The organism is Chryseolinea serpens, from assembly GCF_900129725.1.
Taxonomy (GTDB): Bacteria; Bacteroidota; Bacteroidia; order Cytophagales; family Cyclobacteriaceae; genus Chryseolinea; species Chryseolinea serpens.
On sequence record NZ_FQWQ01000001.1, the window covers coordinates 1,492,752 to 1,512,586 of the forward strand.

A 19,835-nucleotide genomic window follows, 5' to 3' on the forward strand; every position below is an offset into this window, starting at 1 on the left:
TATAATTTTACCGCCGAGCCGATAGCTGTCAATTCCCGTTAACCGTCATTTCCGGATGTTTCTGGACGTTTTTCCAGATCCGCTTATTCCTTCATTTTTTGAGTGATGTCGTTGTTGGTTAATCACTGATGTAAAGCGCTTTATTGCCGTTGATGCGTTATTTTTAGGCTTTGATGCCCCATCAAAAAATAATCCCAAGACAACTGTGGATTTGTGCGATCCTGGCATCTATTGTGCGTTGACACCTTCAAAAAATATCCGGACATGAACTTACTAGCGCGAATTGTAGCCTTGAGCTTAATCGTAAACATTGCCCTGGCACAAACTAAATCCGTTCCCATGACCCCATTTAACTACGAAAAGGCCTGGAAAGAGGTCACCGAATTCGAGAGTAAAGGATTGCCCAAATCCGCGCTGACCGTTGTGAACACCATCTATGCGCAAGCCAAAAAAGACGCAAACGCCCCACAACTGGTAAAAGCCGTTGTACACAAACTGAAGTTTACCGAGTATGAAGAAGAAGACGATTTTGTAAAGAACCTGGGCGTGGTGGAAGAAGAAGCCCGGACCGCAACGTATCCCGTAAAACCCATCCTGCACACCATGCTGGGGGAAATGTATTGGAATTATTATCAACAAAACCGCTGGCGCTTTAACCAACGCAGCCAGACGGTGAACATGGACAATAATGACGTGGCCACCTGGAGCCTCGACAAGATCGTGGAAGCCACCTTCCATCATTACAAGCTTTCGCTGGAAGACGCCGACAAAAGCAAGACGGCCACCATTGATCTTCTCCCGGAAGTCATTCACAAGGGCAACGAAACGGGACGAGCGTATCGCCCCACGCTCTATGACTTCCTCGCCCAACGGGCCATCCAATTCTTCTCCGGCGACGAACCCGCCATTACGCGTCCAGCCGAAGCCTTTGCCCTGGACCAGGAAGCTTACCTGGCTCCTGCCAAAACTTTTGCCACCCTGTCGATCCAATCGCAAGACACGCTATCCATGAAATTCCAGGCGTTGTTGTTGCTCCAGGAACTTATTCGCTTTCACTTGCCCGACAAGGACCCCTCGGCCCTGGTGGACGTGGACCTGCAACGGCTGCTCCTGGTAAAAAATAATTTCACGCTTTCCACCAAAAATGAATTGTACCGCAAAGCGCTGGAACAATTGGAGCAAGGCGTTATCGCCCATCCCATTTCAACACGGGTGACCTATGCGATTGCCGAGACGTATGTTGAGGCGGGTCGCCTGTATAAGCCTTTGCAGTCGGACGAGCACAAGCTGGATCTGAAAAAAGCCTATGCGATTTGTGATGGCGCTTTAAAAAGATTCCCTAAATCGGATGGTGCCATACAGTGCGAAAATCTGCAAGAAAGTCTCCGGATTAAATCCATCTCCGCATTGGTGGAAGAGAACAACTTGCCGGATCAGCCCTTCCGCAGTCGCATTGAATATAAAAACTTCACCTCGTTATACTATCGGATCATCAAGACCACCCGCGAGACGGTGGCAGCGCAGCGCAAAAGCCTGGACAAGGTGGACTATGACAAACGGGAGCAAAAATTCTTGCAATACTTCCTGGCGCAACCGGTGGCGAAGTCAGGCTCGTTTACGCTGCCCGACGATGGCGACTATCAATTGCACAGTCTGGAAGTGAAACTCGAGGCTGTCCCGGTGGGAGAATATATGATCGTGTTCAGTAACCTGGCCGATTTTTCAACACTGAACAATGGGATCGCGTATACATTCACCTCCGTGACCAACATCAGTTATGTGCACCGAAACAACGCCGACGGGTCCACCGAGTTCTTTGTGCTTCACCGGCAAACGGGCGAGCCTTTTGCGGGAGTGACCGCCACGGTGTTGACAAGCCATTACAACTATAAAACAAATAAGTACGAGACCAGGATCGTGGGCACGCAAACCAGCGATGCGCAAGGTCATTTCAAAGTGCCCTTCTTCCGGGAGGAAGACCGGAGAAACTATTCGGTGATCTTCACTTACAAAAATGATGTGACGGGCACACAGGGCATCGATGGTGGCGAATATTATTATGGGGGTATTTCGCAATATATCTCCAGTGGTCGCGAGCATCGTCTGCAAACCTTTTTCTTCCTCGACCGGGCCATTTACCGGCCAGGACAAACGATCTACTTCAAGGGATTGATGGTGGACACCGATGGCGTGACGTCGGAGATCCGCAAAGGATACAGCACCACCATTGCCCTTCATGACGTGAATGGGGAACAGCGCAGCGAAGTGAATGTTGTTACCAATGAATACGGAACGTTCAGTGGCACCTTCACCGCGCCCACCACCGGCCTGACCGGAAACATGCAACTGGTGGAGCTCTACCACAGCGGCAGCGTTGACTTTTCTGTGGAGGAGTATAAACGTCCGAAATTTGAAGTGGGCTTCGACCTTGTGAAAGGCACGTTCCGCCTGGCGGATACCGTGAACACGGTTGGTTTTGCGCGGGCCTATTCCGGTGCCAACATCGATGGTGCCAAAGTGCATTATCGCGTCGTGCGGGTGGCGCACTTCCCGTTCTGGTGGTGGTGCCGTTGGGGCTACTACCCTACTTCCCCGGAAGTGGAGATCAAACACGGCGATGCGCAGACGGATGCCAATGGAAAATTCACCATCGACTTTCTTGCCATTCCGGATGGAACGGTTGACAAAACTTCGGACCCGACCTTTAGCTATACGGTGTATGCCGACGTAACGGACCTCAATGGAGAAACCCATAGCTCATCCACGACGGTTGATGTCGGCTATAAAGCATTGGTGGTAAACGTCGCCATGCCCAACTTGGATAAGAGCAACACGGCACAGCTGACACAGGAGTTTTCCATCCAGGCCAATAACCTGGCCGGCCAGCCCGAAGCGGCAAAAGGCGATATTCATATTTATGCTTTGAAGGCGCCTGCGAAAGCATTCCGCCCGCGCTTCTGGCCGCAAACCGACCGGCACCTCTATACGCAGGAAGAATATTACAAACTGTTCCCTTACGATCTGTATGCCGACGAATCGAATCCATTCAAATGGGAACGCGGACACGAAGCCTTTGCCTTGAAGTTTGATACGGAAAAGCAAAAGGCATTCTCCATCCCAAACCTGCACCAATGGAAGGAAGGCCAGTATGTGCTCGAGATCACCTCCACCGACAAGTTTGGGCAGCCGGTGAAAGAAGTGAGCTACTTCTCGGTGTTTGCTCCGCAGGCGAAAACACTGGCCATACCCCAGGTGCATTATTTTCAACGCGTAAATCTGAAAGCCGAACCCGGTGAAAAAGCCACCTTTGCCGCTGGCACGTCGGAAGAAAAAATACGCGTGCTCTATGAAGTTGAGTACGATGGCAAACTGCTTTCGCAGGAATGGGTGACCTTGAGCAAGGAGCAGCGCATTTTCGAGATCGCCGTGAAAGAAGAACACCGGGGCAACCTGGGCGTGCATTATACTTTCGTGAAGAACAACCGGCTCTACACGGAAAACTTTATGGTGGAGGTACCCTACACCAACAAGATGCTCGATGTGTCGTTTGAGACCTTCCGCGACAAGCTGCTGCCGGGCCAACAAGAGCAGTGGAAGATCCGCGTAAAAGGAAAGAACGCCGACAAGATCGCCGCGGAGATGGTGGCTACCTTGTACGATGAATCGCTGGACGTGTTCAGGTTCCACGACTGGGCTGCCACTTTTTATTCTTCTACGTATTCGACGTTGTCGTGGGAAAGTCAACGTGGATTTATACAGCATCAATTGACCAACCATATTGAGGGATGGAATCCTTCCCACTCGCGTTATGCGTCGGAGGCCGATTATGATGCGCTCAATTGGTTTGGTTTTTATATGAACCGCCGCACGGTTAGGGGTGGTGTGTACCGGCTTAGTAACCAAGATGCCATGCCCGCCATGGCAATGTCGGCGGCCCCGATGATGGAAAAGAAGGAAAGTGCAAAGATGGCGGAGGAAGAGGTGGTGACGGAATACGCTGACGCTACGCTCGGTGGTGACGTTGTCAATAAAAATAAGGACAAATCCGGTAAGGGGTCTGCGTCAAAGGCCACGGAAGATCTTTCCGATGTAAAAGCCCGCACCAACTTCAACGAGACCGCCTTCTTCTTCCCCAACCTGCAAACCAACGAAGCCGGGGAGATCATCGTGAACTTCACTGTTCCTGAAGCGTTGACACGTTGGAAGATGTTAGGCTTTGCGCACACACAGGATTTAAAATCTGGCTTCACCACCAATCACCTGGTGACGCAAAAAGATTTAATGGTAGTGCCGAACGCGCCCCGTTTCTTCCGCGAAGGCGATAAGATGACCTTCTCCGTGAAGATCAGCAGCCTCGTAGACCAGGCGTTGACCGGCCAGGCTCAGCTGGAATTCCGCGATGCCCTCACCGGCAAGCCAGTCGACGCACAAATGAAAAACACGAATGCTTCAAAGAACTTTTCCGTAGGCCCCCGTCAAAGCACGGCCGTGGAATGGAGCATCGAGATCCCCGAAGGACTCCAGGCCCTCTCCTATCGTGTCGTGGCCAAGGCCGGAAATTTCTCCGACGGCGAAGAGATGACTGTGCCCGTGGTGACCAACCGTATGCTGGTGACGGAAAGCTTGCCCCTGCCCATCCGTGGCAAACAAAGCAAGACCTTCCGCTTCGAGAAACTGTTGGCGAACAATTCCAGCACGTTGAAACATCAGCAGTTCACCCTGGAGTTCACCTCCAACCCCGCATGGTACGCCATCCAAGCCCTGCCTTACCTGATGGAATATCCCTACGAGTGCGTAGAGCAAACGTTTAGCCGCTTCTATGCCAACAGCATTGCAGCACACGTGGCCAACAGCCATCCGCGCATCCGCCAGGTGTTCGACACGTGGAAGAATGTTCAACCCGATGCCTTGCTGTCGAACCTGGAAAAGAACCAGGAGCTGAAGTCGGCATTGCTGGAAGAAACACCCTGGGTATTGCAAGCACAAAATGAAACCGAACGCAAACGCAACGTGGGACTTTTGTTTGATTTGAACCGCATGGCCAACGAACAAGCCCGCGCCCTCGACAAAGTGGCCAAAGCCCAAACCCCTAATGGAGGATTTGCGTGGTTCCCCGGTTTCCCAGAAGACCGCTACATGACCCAACACATCGTGAGCGGCCTGGGCCACCTCGACGCACTGGGCGTGAAATCCATGCGCACCGACACCTGGCAGATGACCACGCAGGCGCTGGCCTACATGGATAACAAACTGGCCGACGATTATGAGGACCTGAAGCGCCGTGTTAAACGCAAGGAAGCAAAGCTGGAAGACAACAACCTCGGTTATCTGCAAGTGCACTACCTGTACACGCGCAGCTACTTTAAAGACGTGAAGATCGCTTCGCACACACAGGAAGCCTTCCAATATTACACCGGCCAAGCCAAGAAATATTGGCTGTCACAAAACCTGTACATGCAAGGCATGCTGGCCCTCGCCCTGCACCGCTCCGGCGATAAGGTGACACCCGCCGCGATGATCAAATCGTTTTCGGAACACGCCTTGCGTTCGGAAGAGATGGGCATGTATTGGAAGAGCGACCGGGGTTACTATTGGTACCAAGCCCCCATCGAAACCCAGGCGCTGATGATCGAAGTGTATGATGAAGTGGCCGCCGACATCAAATCCGTGGAAGACCTGAAGGTGTGGCTGCTCAAACAGAAACAAACCCAGGACTGGAAAACTACCAAAGCCACTTCCGAAGCCTGCTACGCTTTGTTGCGCCGCGGCACCGACCTGCTGGCGAGCACCCAATTGGTAGAGGTAAAAGTCGACAACAAAGTGGTTGACCCCACCAAACGCGACGACGCCAAGTTGGAAGCCGGCACGGGCTATTTCAAGACTGCCTGGCAAGCCGGCGAGATCACCAACGGCATGGGTAACATCACCGTCACCAAGTCAGACGACGGCGTGGCCTGGGGTGCAGCCTATTGGCAATACTTCGAACAACTCGACAAGATCACACCGGCCGAAACGCCGTTGAAGCTGAAGAAGGATCTGTTCCTCCAGCAAAACACCGACCGTGGTCCGGTGATCACGCCCGTGAACGACAAAACCCTTTTACAGGTGGGCGACCTCGTGAAGGTGCGCATCGAACTCCGCGTGGATCGCGACATGGAATATGTTCACTTGAAAGACATGCGCGCCGCCGGCTTCGAGCCCGTGACGACCCTTTCGACCTATCGCTACCAGGATGGCTTGTATTATTATGAAAGCCCCCGCGACCTGGCCACAAACTTCTTTATCGGCTATCTGCCGAAAGGCACCTACGTCTTCGAGTATGCATTGCGCGTGTCGCAAAAGGGCGATTTTTCGAATGGCATCACAACCATACAATGCATGTACGCGCCGGAGTTTAGCAGCCATTCACAAGGCATCCGGGTGAATATGAGGTAATTGGCAAGCCCGAGGAATAATTGTTCAGATTGAATCCAGATTTCAGTCTGAACAATTATTTTGCACCCCGTTATCCAGTAACCCCTTGTATGAAATACTCCGTTAGAATCCTGTTGTTATGTGTCGCTGCATTGGCATGGGCCTGCTCCCAAAACGATCCCCCGAAAGGCAGACCTGATCTAACCATCGATGATATAACCGTCGAGGAAGGCTTGCCTGCGCACTTTACGGTTACCCTGAGCGAGGCCAGCGAGGATACCGTCGGCTTCATGTACATCACGCGGGATGGTACGGCCGTGTCGACCGACTATTCGGCAATGGGAACGTACGGGGTAGGTTTCATTGCACCGGGTTCTTTGTCCACATCCATCAGCGTTCTAACCTACTCGGATGGCGTGCAGGAACCCGACGAGCGTTTTAATATTATTTTGTCCAGCGTGCAGAACGCCTCCCTGATAAAGTCGGCGGGACTTTGCACCATCACGAATTCCGACCGGATCCCGATGATTTCCATGGATCCCTTGTTCACCGCGAACGAAGGGAGTGATGCGATCGTGACGTTGATGCTCAGTGGACCAAGCCCGGCGAATGCCTCCCTCACCTACACGACACGGACGGGATCTGCCGGAGGCACTGACTTCACGGAAGTGTTGACGCCAAAAAGTGTATCCGTTGCCACAGGGGACACCAAAATTCAGATCAGGATCCCTATCCGGCAAGACAACCTTGCCGAAGGTGCGGAGTCATTTTCCATTGTACTCGCTGACTTGACAAATTTGAGCATGGCAAACACCGAACGTCCGGTCTACATCCTGGAGAATTCCAAGACCTTTTTCATGAACGCCAAAATCGAAGGCCAGCCGTGGACGGGGCTTGTTGACGGAACCCTGGGTGCGTCATTTACCGGTAACAATGGAACCAATGTCATGCTCGGAACAGAGCACAATTTTTCACAAATAACGCTGACGTTCTACGATCCGCCAACCGTACCAAAGCATTACAAAATCGCCACCCTTGGATATTTAGCCGACAACAACCACATCACCGCGGTGTACACGCCTTTTTATGGTACATCGCCCGGCCCCATCTATCTGGGAGTAGCCGGTATTGGAGAATTAAGTATCATGGAAGTCGACCTGGCCAATAATGTCATTACAGGGTCGTTCAATTTCGTCGGCCTGGACAGCAAGAATTCTGAAAGAAACGTCACGGTTACCGACGGTGTGTTCAGGATTCCCATGTATCCGTAGCTTACCGGTTTGAGCATCCTTGCCTGTGAAGTTGAATAGTCCTCCGATCATTCCTTTGTCCCGGTTGATCCCTTTGATGGTTACGCTGCCTGCGATTGATTCGTAATAGGCCGGTAACAAGCCTGAAGGATTGGGTGTATAAAAAGCGCTGGATTCCCCGGCCTGCCCCAGTGGTGTGAGTTGGTAAACTTGTCCGATCACAGGATCTCTCGGAAGACGAAGTGTGATTTGCGAAGTACGCTCCGTATCCATGACCACAATCTCGCCTCCCGCATTTAAGGGCGTACTTAGCCCAGTGCGGTCGACATTAGCGATCCAAAGCTTTCCATCAATCGTGGCCTGCATAAAAAAGTCAACCGGCGGACGTTGATCGCCGGATGGACCGTCTTCCGGTTCGCAGACGTTACATTGAATGATGATGATCTTGGGTTCTGTACAGGCAGCGAAGAGTACCGCAGCATAAATGGTCAGGGCAATGACGAGGGGTTTCATAGACATATCTTCGTTTAATTCCATGTTTTATGGTGCCCCAAAACTAGATCGTGCTACTGCAATAGGATTTCAGTTTACGATACGCCCGATATTCCCCTTACATGAAAATCAGTAAGGTTTTGCCACGTTCCGTGAGGATTTCCAGTCTTAACGTCCATCCCAAATCCAGCCTGGTGTTTCATACCCTTGCTCATGGCACGCGTCAAGCCTGGCTGACACGTTAACCCTGAATGGAAAAACGAGACATGGGCTAATTAAAAATAGCAGAAGGTCCAGACCGTTCGTGTAAACCTTCCGTTTTTTAGTGTCCGGCCGAACCCACCACTCACCGGCTATTTTCCCCCGTCTGCTCACCGGATTCGCCCGGTCGCTCAATACAAATTCTTCACCGCTGCGCTGGTCGGTAACGTTGCGAAAACGCATGCCGTCATGAAAGCATTTCCTTATTCGTTTGTCAAAAAGGACAAATTGAACGACTTCCATCAACAACTTTCAAACTACAAGCTCCAGGTTTCAGGGGCCACGGAATTTGTAAAGGCCATCGAGCAGGGCAACCTCGACATTCCCTATGATTCCGGCACCGAAGCCGACGGCGACAATGCGCTGGCCTCGTCGCTGGTGAGCATGCGCGACCAGATGAAAAAGTTCTCGGCCGAAGAGCGTCAACGCAACTGGGTGTCGGAAGGGCTGGCGAAGTTTGTTGACATCCTGCGTTCCAAGAACAATGACATCACCCAACTGTCGAACGATATCATCAGCCAGTTGGTGAAATACCTGAATGCCAACCAGGGTGCACTCTACATCGTGAACGACGACGACAAAAAGGACGTCTACCTGGAGATGGCTGCGTGCTATGCCTATAACCGTCAGAAATTTCTAACCCAACGGTTTGAACTGGGTGAAGGCATTATCGGGCAAGTAGTGTTGGAAAAAACGACCGCCTACCTGAAACATATCCCGAAGGACTACATCCGTATCACGTCGGGCCTGGGCGAAGGCCTGCCGCGCAATTTGCTGATCGTGCCGTTGAAGATCGAGGAACGCGTGTTTGGCCTCGTGGAGATTGCTTCGTTCAACGAGATCAAAAACTACCAGATCGAATTCGTAGAACGCCTGGGAGAAAGTATTGCCTCCACCATCTCGGCCGCTAAAGTGAGCACGAGCACGCAAAGACTTTTGCAGGAGAGCCGCGCGCAAGCCGAACAAATGCGTTCGCAGGAAGAAGAGATGCGCCAGAACATGGAGGAGCTCTCGGCCACCCAAGAGGAAATGCACCGGGTGATGAAGGAGGTGCAGGGCAAGGAAAAATACATGACCGACCTGATCAACGCCTCCAAAGATTCCATCCTCACGGTGGACCGGAACATGAAGGTGATCAATTGCAACAAAGTGTTTCGGGCCACTTATTCGGGGTCGGGTCTGGATATCGACAAGGGGTTCGACATTTCCAATTTGTTTGCCACCCAGGAAGAAAAGGCCCGTTACAAGGGGCTCTACAAACGCGTTTTCGAAGGGGAAACATTCGATGTTTCCGACCACTACAAATTCCAGGACCTGGAGGCGTATTACATTGTTACTTACAGTCCCATTCGCAATGACCAGGGTGAGATCATCGCGGCTGCTGTTTTCGTGAAAGACGTCACGGAGATCACCCGCGCCCGCGATGCGGCCCAGCAGCAAACCGAAGAGTTGAAAGCGCAGGAAGAAGAACTCCGCCAAAACATGGAAGAACTTTCGGCGACACAGGAAGAAATGCAGCGCGTGCTCACCGAGGTGCAAAATAAGGAGAAATACCTGCTGGAGGTATTGAACGCCACGAACGATTCCATATTCACGATGGACAAAGACTACCGGATCATCGGCTCCAACAAAGTGTTCAGCGGCGCGCTGGAGGCCATGGGACTAAAAGCGGGTAAGGGGTTTGAAATGCTTTCGTTGTTTGCCCACGACGAGGTGCAGCGTGCTCAACAAAAGGCTTACTACGATCGTGCATTGGCGGGCGAGCATTTTCAGGTGTCGGATATGTTTACGACCAATGGAGTGAAGTCCTTCTACATGAACCACTACTCCCCCATTCGCGACGCCGAAGGAAAGATCTATGCTATTGCCTGCTATGCCAAGGACGTGACCGCGTTGATGACGGCACAAAACGAAAACACGGACATGCGGCAGACACTGGAAGTGCGGGAGAATGTGTTCGGGGTAACTACCATTCTCTCGGAGTCCGATTTGTTTGGGAACATCACTTTTGTGAACGACAAGCTCTGTGAGGTTTCGAAATATAGCCGGGAAGAGTTGATCGGGAAGCCGCACAACATGCTCCGCCACCCGGATATGCCGAAGGAATTGTTTCAGGAATTCTGGGCGACGTTGAAAAAGGGCGGGGTGTTCCGGGGCATCATCAAAAACAAAGCGAAAGATGGTAGCGTGTATTGGGTGGATGCGTCCATTGTGCCGGTGAAGGATGCTTCGAGGAATATTGTCAAATACGTGGGGGCGCGGTATCACATCGAAGATGAGGATATAGCCACGCTGCTGTATAACCGGCAGGCGAGGAAGATGAAGTTGCCGTTGCTGAAAGAAATCGAGTTGTCTTGATAGGAGCGCGTTGTATGTTAATTACGTTGGCTTGGGATGGAGTGCGTTGGTTTTAAATAATGGGAATGAGGTTGGGTGTCCTGTGTGCTGTGTGTCCTGTTAAGATTTGTCGACGCGTTCGGGTAACCGCCAAGGCGGGTTGAGTGCAGATTGTTGCTTACCTCCAGCTACCGCTGGGGGTTATGATGGAAAGCCCCACGGGCTTGGGTAGCATCCTTTTAAGCGAAAATCCTTTTTGCCGATCAAAAACGTTCAAGTGCATCCCAAACCTGCCTATAAAGGCCACCCAAGGCCATAAATCCGCGTATGCGGGCCGTTAGTCCATTGGGTCCGGCGTTTAAAGTATGGATCGGAGATTTATCCACCATACAAATTTAATTCAGCTTCTGCAACTCTGTTCCTGTAGATGACTTGTACATTTTTCTTTTTATCATTGTAACACCTTACACGATCAATGGAAAACAATCACCAGGTTCAGGAGCATTCTAAGGTCTCGATCGAAAAAATTATTGACAGTATCCGCGAATCCAGGGATAGCCTTATCTCGGGATTTCTGCTGGGTTCTACCCTTGTCCCTTTCCTGGAACAAAATTTCAATATCGCCACGCTAAGTCCCATCAAACTTGAATTCCTGAAACGGGACCTCAAGGAATTGCAGATTTCCACGTTGGACCTCGTACATTATTCTTCCCTGATCAAACAAATGAAGGATGCCAACACCTACCTTCCCGTGACCGACCATCCCCTGGTGTTACAGGAAATACGGAGTGTCTTTCAGAAGTATTGTTCCTGATTCCTTTCACTAAAGATCTAACGCGCACCGTCCTGCCAACGGCTAGTAATCGGCTTCCACCGGCTCTTCGGCCGGCACCCTGTTTTCGTCTGCGTCGTGCAGGATCTCCTGGATCCCTTGCAGGGGGATGATCAGCCAATCGGGGCGGTTGTTCATTTCATAGTTCAATTCGTAGATGGCTTTTTCCAAAAGAAAAGTGGTCATCAGGGTCTTCAGGTCTTCCGGGTTGGCCGGCATAAACGGCGCACCGTCTACGGCTTCCCGGTAGGCCTTCATAAAGAATCCGCTGATGTAGTGATACCATTGCTCCACATACGGGATGAGCAGCGCATGGTCTTCTTTGCGGATCTGGTTGTCGAGGAACAAGCTTCCATAGGCCGCGTAGTGGAAAGACCGAATCATCCCGGCAACATCGCGCAGGGGCGACCGTTTCAGTCTTCGCTCGCCAAAGCTGCGGGCGGGCTCGCCTTCAAAGTCGGTGATCACAAAATCGCGACCGGTAAACAACACCTGACCCAGGTGGTAGTCGCCATGGATGCGGATCTTCATCACATCGATCTTCTTTTTATAGATGTTGCGGAAGGTTTGCATGATCTCACTCTTCCGTGCCAACACCGCTTCGGCCTGTTGCCTGACCTCCGGCGCCAAAGTAGCGAGGTGGCGTTGCTGGCTTTGGAAGGTGGCGCGTACCAACGTCTGCAACCCCGAGAACAACGAACGCTGATAGTGCAGCGAATACGGCTCGGGTTTGAAATCGGGATCGGACGTTTCATGGGCCAACGCCAGGTGCATTTCGGCGGTGCGCTTGCCCAACAGCCTCACGCGTTCGGCTAATGAGGCATCGATGAACTGCTGCATTTCCTTTGGCACTTCTTCATACGACACCGGGTTGTAAAGACTTCCTTCCAGGGGCGGCAGGAAGGTGCCTTCACTTTCCGTGAGCACCTTTTCATTGAAATCGTCGAGGCGGTCCAGCATGTAGGCCCAGGCATCGCTGTTGCTTTCCACCATTTCCTGCATCATGGCCAGCACGATCGTCTCTTTGCCGATGCGCCATTCGATCTTGCCCACAAAGGCGGGCACGTTCCTGAAATTCACCTTGTCGCCGAGGTACTGCGAAATTTCCACGTCGGGGTTGATGGCGCGGTCGACCTTGCGGTAGAGCTTCAGAAAAAAACGGTTGTCGTAGATGATGGAGGTATTGCTTTGCTCCACCCCCAGCACGCGGGGCTTCAGTTGGTTTAGGGTGGACGCGTACCGGTGCAGGGCGTCGTTGCCCGTAAACCGCAGCGCGCCCTCCTTCCACGACAGCGAATGGCTTGCCGCCAGGTTCTTAAAGATCACCTCCTGCCATTCCAGGCCGTAGATCGCGTCATACAGAATGCCTTCTTCGCCGTGCACGGTCAACGTGCAAATAATGGACTGCGGGCATCCGTCCTTTAGCTTGGCCGCAAGGGCTCCCCTTCCAAAGGCTACGGGCAGTTGATACAACTCGGCGAGCCCGGATTGATACGTCACCTCGATGAGCCACACAACGATGCCGTGATCCTTTAACGGCACTGGCGCCTGGTTCACGATGCGGAAGTTCTCGACGACGCGGGCTTTGCCTCCAAACCAGCGCATCTTCAGGATATAGTCGGGCAATACTTTTTCGGAAAGGTATTCTTGCATGGGCCGGTGGGTGAGATCGGCCCAGGCTTTCACTTTAACATGCGGCAGGGTGACCTTGCGGTCGATGTTGGGATGGGCCAATTCCAACGCATACCAGAGACAGCTATGCGCGCCCATCGTGAAGAAATAGTTGCCGTCATCTTTTATGGAGGGAAACTTGTTGTTGCTGAAAATTTCCTTGGGCACATAGCCGCGGAAGTCCTGCAAGTCTAGCTCTGCCGGTTGGATGTAGCGCGAAAGGTTCACGATCACCAGGATCACTTCTTCCTGGTGCTGGCGGACAAACGCCAATATTTTCGGGTTTTCGCAGTGGATGAATTTCAGATCACCGTGGCTAAAGGCCTTGTATTGTTTTCTTTTGTTGATGAGGCGCTTCATCCACCACAACAGCGACGACGTGTTCTTGCTTTGGATCTCGACATTCACCGACTCGTAGTGATAGTCCGGGTCGAGGATCACGGGCAGATAAAGCTGGTGTGGGTTGGTCTCTGAAAAGCCGGCGTTCCGTCCCGACGACCATTGCATGGGCGTGCGAACACCGTCTCGGTCGCCCAGGTAGAAATTGTCGCCCATCCCTATCTCGTCGCCATAATAAATAACGGGGGTGCCGGGCAGGGAGAACAGCAGGTAGTTCAACAACTCGATCTTGCTCCGGTTGTTGGCCATCAGCGGGGCCAGGCGGTGGCGGATACCAAGGTTGATACGCGCCTTGGGGTCTTTCACATAAACGCGATACATGTAGTCGCGCTCTTCGTCAGTCACCATCTCCAGGGTCAGTTCGTCGTGGTTGCGCAGGAAAATGGCCCACTGGCAGTTGTCGGGTATAGCGGGGGTTTGTTCGAAGATGTCGGTGATGGGATAGCGGTCTTCCGTTTGCAAGGCCATGAACATGCGGGGCATCAGGGGGAAGTGATAGTTCATCTGGCACTCGTCGCCGTCGCCAAAATAGGAAGCCGAGTCTTCGGGCCACATGTTGGCTTCGGCCAGCAACAGGGTTCCGGGATAATATTCGTCCACATGGGCGCGGAGTTTTTTCAGGAAGTCGTGGGTCTCCTCCAGGTTCTCGCCGTTGGTGCCTTCGCGTTCAAAGAGGTAGGGCACGGCATCGAGGCGGAAGCCATCAACACCCATCCCACACCAATAGTCGATGATCCTGAACACCTCCTCCTGCACCCGCGGGTTGTCGTAGTTCAAATCGGGCTGGTGATAAAAGAAGCGGTGCCAATAGAACTGTTGTGCGGCCGGGTCCCACGTCCAGTTGGATACTTCGAAGTCTTGGAAAATGATGCGCACGTCCTTATACTGCGTGGGGTCGTCCGTCCAGACATAGTAGTCGCGGTGGGGTGAGCCCTTCGGAGCGAGGCGCGCGCGTTGGAACCACGGGTGGTGGTCGCTGGTGTGGTTGATGACCAGTTCGGTGATCACTTTCAGGTCGCGGTCGTGCGCCTCTTTCAGGAAGAGCTTGAATTGGTCCAGGTCGCCATAGGCGGGATTGATGCTGTAGTAGTCGGCGATGTCATAGCCATCGTCTTTCAGCGGCGAAGGATAAAACGGAAGCACCCAGATGGCAGTGACGCCGAGGTCTTTGAGGTAGTCGAGTTTTTCCAGCAGGCCGCCGAAGTCGCCAATGCCGTCGCCGTTGGTGTCGCGAAAAGCTTTGATGTGCAGTTCATAGATGATCGCATCTTTATACCAATGAATATTTTTGTCGCTTTCCTTCTTCTCTTCCATAATGTTGGTGTTTAGCGTTCACTTTCCTTTTTCCGGTCCATATTCCTCTCCCGCCAAAAAAGACAGTCCACCCGGTTGAAGGGTGATGTCTATTTCGGTCGGCTCGTCCAGCGTAATGAAGGTGTCATCCACGTGGACGCGTTTTCCCTCCCATAATATTTTCAGTCGTTTTGCTTTGAGTATGCTGAAGAACACGGGCTCCTCCACGCCCCGGATCTTGCGTTGGAGGTATTCGGCAAACTGATCGCGCTGCGATTCCGCGATGAGCACCACCTCAAATTCCCCGTCGCCGGGATTGGCATATGGCACCAGCCTGAGGTTGGGGCCGATCGAGCTGATGTTCATGACTTCCACGAGGATGTAGGTGCCCGTGTAGCGCGCGTCGTCGATTTCGATGGTGCAAGGTCTTGCTTTGTAGGTGAGCACGATTTCGCGAAGCAACTCCAGGGCTGCACGCATGTTCTCTTCCGGGGTGCCGTTGTTTTTCTTTTGACTGTGAATCTCGTCCATCAACTTTGGAAACACGCCAAAGCCCAGGCCTTCCAGGAAAAAGGTTTGCTTTTTCAGACCTTCCAGCTTCCCCACGTCAAAAGAAACCGATTTGCTGTCTTTCCAGTGGCGGATGATGTTTCGATAGCCGCCCTTGATGGCGAGGGTTTGCGCAATGTTGTTGGCCGTGCCCATGGGCAGGATGGCCAAAGGCAAGCGGCTGCCCAGGAGATAGGTGGCCGTTTTGCGGACGGTGCCGTCGCCGCCGGCAATAACCACCAGGTCCACCTCCTTGGTGAATTTCTTGCCCTCCTCCAGCTCTGGTGTGGAAGAATAGCTACAGTCGTAGCCTTCCTCTTTCAAGAGCGCAACGATCTCGGTCATCGTATTTTCTCCTTCTCCGGCTTTTGGGTTGTGTATCAGCTCAACGAATTTCATGTATGAGGTTTGTTTGTCGAATTGTGGGAAGATAATTGCATGCCAATAGCGGTGTGGAGATGGTTTCACACAAAAAATGATCACGTCAAATGCGCATTCTGGTAACAAACGACGACGGCATTTACAGTCCCGGCATTGCGGCGCTGGCGCGGATCGCTGCGCGTTTTGGCGAGGTTAGGGTGGTCGCTCCGGATGTGGAGCAGTCGTCCATGGGGCATGCCATTACAGCCTCGCGTCCGCTGTTTTATAAAAAGTCGCCCGTGAATTTCGAGGGGCTGGAGGCCTATCGCGTGAATGGAACGCCCGCCGATTGTGTGGCGCTGGGCTCGCACTTATGGGCTCAAACCGATGTGGTGCTGTCGGGTATCAACATGGGGCTGAACCTGGGCAATTCCATGTGGCATTCGGGCACCCTGGCCGGCGCAAAACAGGCGGCCCTGCTCGGTATGAAAGGTATTGCACTGAGCACGCCCGTCGGCAAGACCGAACCCGATTTCAAAGCCCTGGAGCCATATGTCGAGAAAGTTCTGGGTCTGCTGCTGGAGAACGCCAACCTAACCCTGGCGAACGTGAACTTTCCCCCCAACCCAACCGGCATTCAATGGACACGCCAGGCCGTGCAACAATACGACGGCAAGATCGTGCCCGGCACCGACCCGATGGGCCGCAAACATTATTGGTTCACCGTGGTGCCCTTGGAAGACGCCGAAGAAGGCACCGACCGCTGGGCGATAGACAAAGGGTTGGTCTCCATCACACCCCTGCGGCTCGACCTCACGAACGAAAAAGAGTTGATGGCCGTCCTGCAGAAGACGCCGGTGCAATAGCTTCCTTCCATTCCGTCGCCCCTGGATTGTGGAGATTATTCTCCACAAATCAACAGATTGCTTATTTGATCTACGACCGTTTGCATAAACACGTCTCTGATGTGTCGTATTCAATGTTTTAATACCGGCATTTTTTTTTGCGGGGTAAGGCAAAGGAAATGTGAAACTTAAAAAAATAACGCCATGAAAAAGCTAATGTTTTTGGGAGCAGGATTGCTCCTGGCGTCCGCCATCACCTACGCCCAGGTGGACACGACCAGCACGCCACAACGCAGTACGCCCCAGCAAAGCACGCCACAAGTAGCGCCTCCGCAACCGGAAAGTCAGAACGCTGTGGATCCGTCAACCAGCAAAATCGATACAAAGAACATGATCCACCTGGAGGCCTCCGAAGTCCCCGCTTCGCTGAAGCGTACTTTGCAAGGGCCGGAATATGAAGGTTGGGAAAGCGGAATGCTTTATAAAGACAAGAGCAACAACCATTACATCCTTCAAATCCAAAACGGTGGAAAAATGAGAACCTACCATTTCGGTTCCGATGGCAAACCGACCCGAAATTGATCTCAAATCTTTTATGAAAAAGATTTCGTAACGTCAATTCCCGGTGAGAGGGTTTAGATATTAGTTGGAACCGTTCACCGCCGAATGGAAAGTTGTTTGAGGGTCTTTCCAGACGAGATGTCTGCAGCGAGATTTTCGAACAACTTTTTTTGTGTTTTGCTCAGGGTCTCCGTTTATAAATTCCGGTCAGTGGTAGTGTTTCCCATCCTTTCGTGGAGTAGAAGTCAGCCTTGAATTGCATCGAGAGGGTGTCTTCGGAAATTAGGCGGCCGCCTATTATTTCGCCATTCCCGAGATTTCCCTGGATAGATATCTGGCCGGTTGTTTCGTCGTATCGGTATCTTGCCAGTAAATTTGTGAAGCCGTATTTCACATCCAGAAAATTGCCGGATTCGTCTTTAAAAACGTTGGTGAAGGGAATCCACAGATCAATCTCTTGATCATAAAAAACAGGGTCTCGATCATGAATTTCAGTTTTGAATTCTACATAGTAACGGGACGCTCTGCCGGCTTCCTGCGTCTCTGTAAGCAAATCAACGTTTAGGCTGCCATCACGATCCAAATCGACGGGGTAGTCGGAGGTAATACGGACAACGTCATATGTTCCATCAAGCTTTGTGGATGGAGGAACCTCCGCAGGATTAACATCTTTGTCCTGACATGCTATACAAATGGCGATGATCCCTAAAAACAATAAAAAATTTCCTGTTAATTTTCTCATACGTTTCAAATGTATTATCATCACTGAACAACTCTAGGCTCAATGCTTATTGAGAAAATATCGTTATAGTACTCGCGCGTAGCATAATACGGCAACACCAACAAATTTTGAGTTTGTCCTATTAAAACTTTATCTGCAAAATTTACAGTGGCCTGCCCAAGCTCGTCGCTCTCTTTTGTTGTGCTGGTCTCTATTGTGTTAGTAATTGTTCTTCTCATACTACCTCCAAACTTTAACCCAATTTTTAGGATCGTCGCCTGGACATCAAAATTGGTTGCGAATTCAACCGTTTCCATTCTCGAATACTTGATGACTTCTGTATTATCAACCTCTTCGACATCAATTCTAAACGTTGCTGCATAAGCGTAAAGGTCCCAATTTACCAATGGCATATTGGTTAACACCAGCTTTGCCGTTACGGATCCAATTGAATAATATGTATATCGAAACGGCCAAATCCCTCTTTTGCTTGTCTTATAAACTACATCAAACAAATCCTGACCATAGGGTAGAAACTTGCTTTTTATTTCGTTACCGACTCCATTTTGGGCTTGAATCACGGCTGTACACCTGATCTCAAAAAAACCATCTGTCCAACCCGAAGATCTTTTGCCCGACTTAATCTCAGGATCTCCGGTCTGCTCCGATATTTTATAGTAGACTAGAAGTGCATCACCAGTAAATAAAAAAGAAGTGATGTATTCTTTAAAATCATAGGAAAATTGTCCGTTGGGATGAGTCGGTGTTATGCCGTAATAAATATAGTCCCGCTGCCAGCCATCGGCATGTCCGTAAATATTGAATGCCTCCTTCAGTTTCTGATGAGGCTTGGTAAGGCGCTGCTCACCGGCCTCCTTGGGTGACGGCTTTGGTAGATAGCGATCAAAAACATCATCTACAAATCTGTAAGAAAGACCATTTGGCGCTTTTAGTATTCGCGTCGTCTGCATGTCCTGATATCCGGATTGCTTTTCCGTAATCAGCCGCTCATTATTTTTAACAACGATGACCGGATATCCCGGAATAAGGTCAGGCTCAAGGATCATTTGCTCTCCGGTAGCTTTCACAATAGGGATTTCATTTGTCCCTCGCAACCGGATGGCTACGTCAGGGATCTGGCTTTCAACATCCCAGGCTTCTGCCGAAAAGGTGCCTTCCGGTAAAATGGGCACAAAAATGGTCAACAGTGGAAGCCTGTCTTCTATCTTTACCAGATCACCTTCCGAAGAAAAATAAGGCAGTAAGTTTTCTCGAAAGGTGCGATTGTTGCCCAACTTGGTGTCTTTCACCAACTGATAGACAACATCATAGTCTTCATCCATCATCTTTTGCGCTTCCGTTTTCAGAAAGCGCCTCACAGCAGGTTCCGAGGCCACGGCTTTGGCCAGCGATCTCGCAAACATTACTTTGAGATCGCCATCAGCATCCGATCGGGCGAGGTCCGAAGGTTGTGTTTCATGGGGATCACATGAAGCCAGTAGAACTGCTGTGACCAGTGTGAAAGCAAAAATCTTTACCATGCTTTTCATAATACTTTTGGGGGTTAAGGATTAATGAAATGCTGGAAGGTCATCAGCTGTACAATAGTAGGTTCCCGCGCGGACAAAACTTGTCCGTCACGATTTAAGGCAGGAATATTTTTGATTTTTTGCGTCGTATTTGATCACAAAGCCTTTATCGCGCAGGACATTGATCATCCGGCGAACGGTTCGTTCAGAACACTCAAACTTCTTTCCTAGGATATGAGGGGAGGGAATTTTGTCTTTCCTGGCCAGATCGATCAGATATTCCAGCCTGGTAGCATAAGTAATGAAATCCATAAGTGTTGT

Annotated in this window: 10 protein-coding genes and 1 pseudogene; 6 read left to right on the plus strand and 5 right to left on the minus strand. The window is 51.3% G+C overall.

Annotation, left to right across the window (positions count from 1 at the left end; genetic code table 11):
* Positions 1–339 precede the first annotated feature (339 nt).
* Positions 340–6,435 (plus strand): alpha-2-macroglobulin family protein, encoded by a 6,096-nt coding sequence (locus tag BUB30_RS05795; RefSeq protein WP_178377030.1) that lies wholly within the window; start codon positions 340–342, stop codon positions 6,433–6,435.
* An 89-nt stretch (positions 6,436–6,524) separates the two neighbouring features.
* Positions 6,525–7,685 carry a Calx-beta domain-containing protein gene (locus BUB30_RS35885; RefSeq protein ID WP_073131877.1) on the plus strand — a complete coding sequence of 387 codons (1,161 nt, stop codon included), beginning with the start codon at positions 6,525–6,527 and terminating at the stop codon, positions 7,683–7,685.
* Positions 7,686–7,700: 15 nt separating this feature from the next.
* On the opposite strand, the pseudogene BUB30_RS35590 reads toward BUB30_RS35885, so the two are convergent.
* A pseudogene (locus BUB30_RS35590) lies at positions 7,701–8,201 on the minus strand (DUF6252 family protein); the annotation flags it as partial.
* A 405-nt stretch (positions 8,202–8,606) separates the two neighbouring features.
* Between BUB30_RS35590 and BUB30_RS05810 the strand changes: the two are divergent.
* Positions 8,607–10,775 (plus strand): PAS domain-containing protein, encoded by a 2,169-nt coding sequence (locus BUB30_RS05810; RefSeq protein ID WP_073131880.1) that lies wholly within the window; start codon positions 8,607–8,609, stop codon positions 10,773–10,775.
* Between the two features lie 454 nt (positions 10,776–11,229).
* Complete coding sequence (locus BUB30_RS05815; protein WP_073131882.1) at positions 11,230–11,568, plus strand: hypothetical protein; 339 nt, start codon at positions 11,230–11,232, stop codon at positions 11,566–11,568.
* A gap of 42 nt (positions 11,569–11,610) precedes the next feature.
* Here the strand turns inward: BUB30_RS05815 and treS are convergent, their stop codons facing one another.
* Positions 11,611–14,970, minus strand: coding sequence for a maltose alpha-D-glucosyltransferase (gene treS, locus BUB30_RS05820; protein ID WP_073131883.1), 3,360 nt, complete (start codon positions 14,968–14,970; stop codon positions 11,611–11,613).
* An 18-nt stretch (positions 14,971–14,988) separates the two neighbouring features.
* Positions 14,989–15,897, minus strand: a complete 909-nt coding sequence (locus BUB30_RS05825; protein ID WP_073131885.1) for a diacylglycerol/lipid kinase family protein — start codon at positions 15,895–15,897, stop codon at positions 14,989–14,991.
* Between the two features lie 89 nt (positions 15,898–15,986).
* Here BUB30_RS05825 and surE point away from each other — a divergent pair, with 89 nt between their 5' ends.
* Both surE and BUB30_RS05835 read left to right on the plus strand, forming a co-directional pair.
* A complete protein-coding gene (surE, locus tag BUB30_RS05830) occupies positions 15,987–16,724 on the plus strand; it encodes a 5'/3'-nucleotidase SurE (RefSeq protein WP_073131886.1) in 738 nt (245 codons plus the stop codon).
* A 183-nt stretch (positions 16,725–16,907) separates the two neighbouring features.
* Positions 16,908–17,285 (plus strand): hypothetical protein, encoded by a 378-nt coding sequence (locus BUB30_RS05835; RefSeq protein WP_143164777.1) that lies wholly within the window; start codon positions 16,908–16,910, stop codon positions 17,283–17,285.
* Positions 17,286–17,445: 160 nt separating this feature from the next.
* On the opposite strand, the gene BUB30_RS05840 is transcribed toward BUB30_RS05835, so the two are convergent.
* On the minus strand, positions 17,446–18,006 hold the full coding sequence (locus BUB30_RS05840) for a hypothetical protein (RefSeq protein WP_143164778.1): 561 nt from the start codon (positions 18,004–18,006) through the stop codon (positions 17,446–17,448).
* A gap of 20 nt (positions 18,007–18,026) precedes the next feature.
* Positions 18,027–19,535: a hypothetical protein gene (locus tag BUB30_RS05845; protein ID WP_073131891.1), complete on the minus strand. Its 1,509-nt coding sequence runs from the start codon at positions 19,533–19,535 to the stop codon at positions 18,027–18,029.
* Positions 19,536–19,835: the final 300 nt, after the last annotated feature.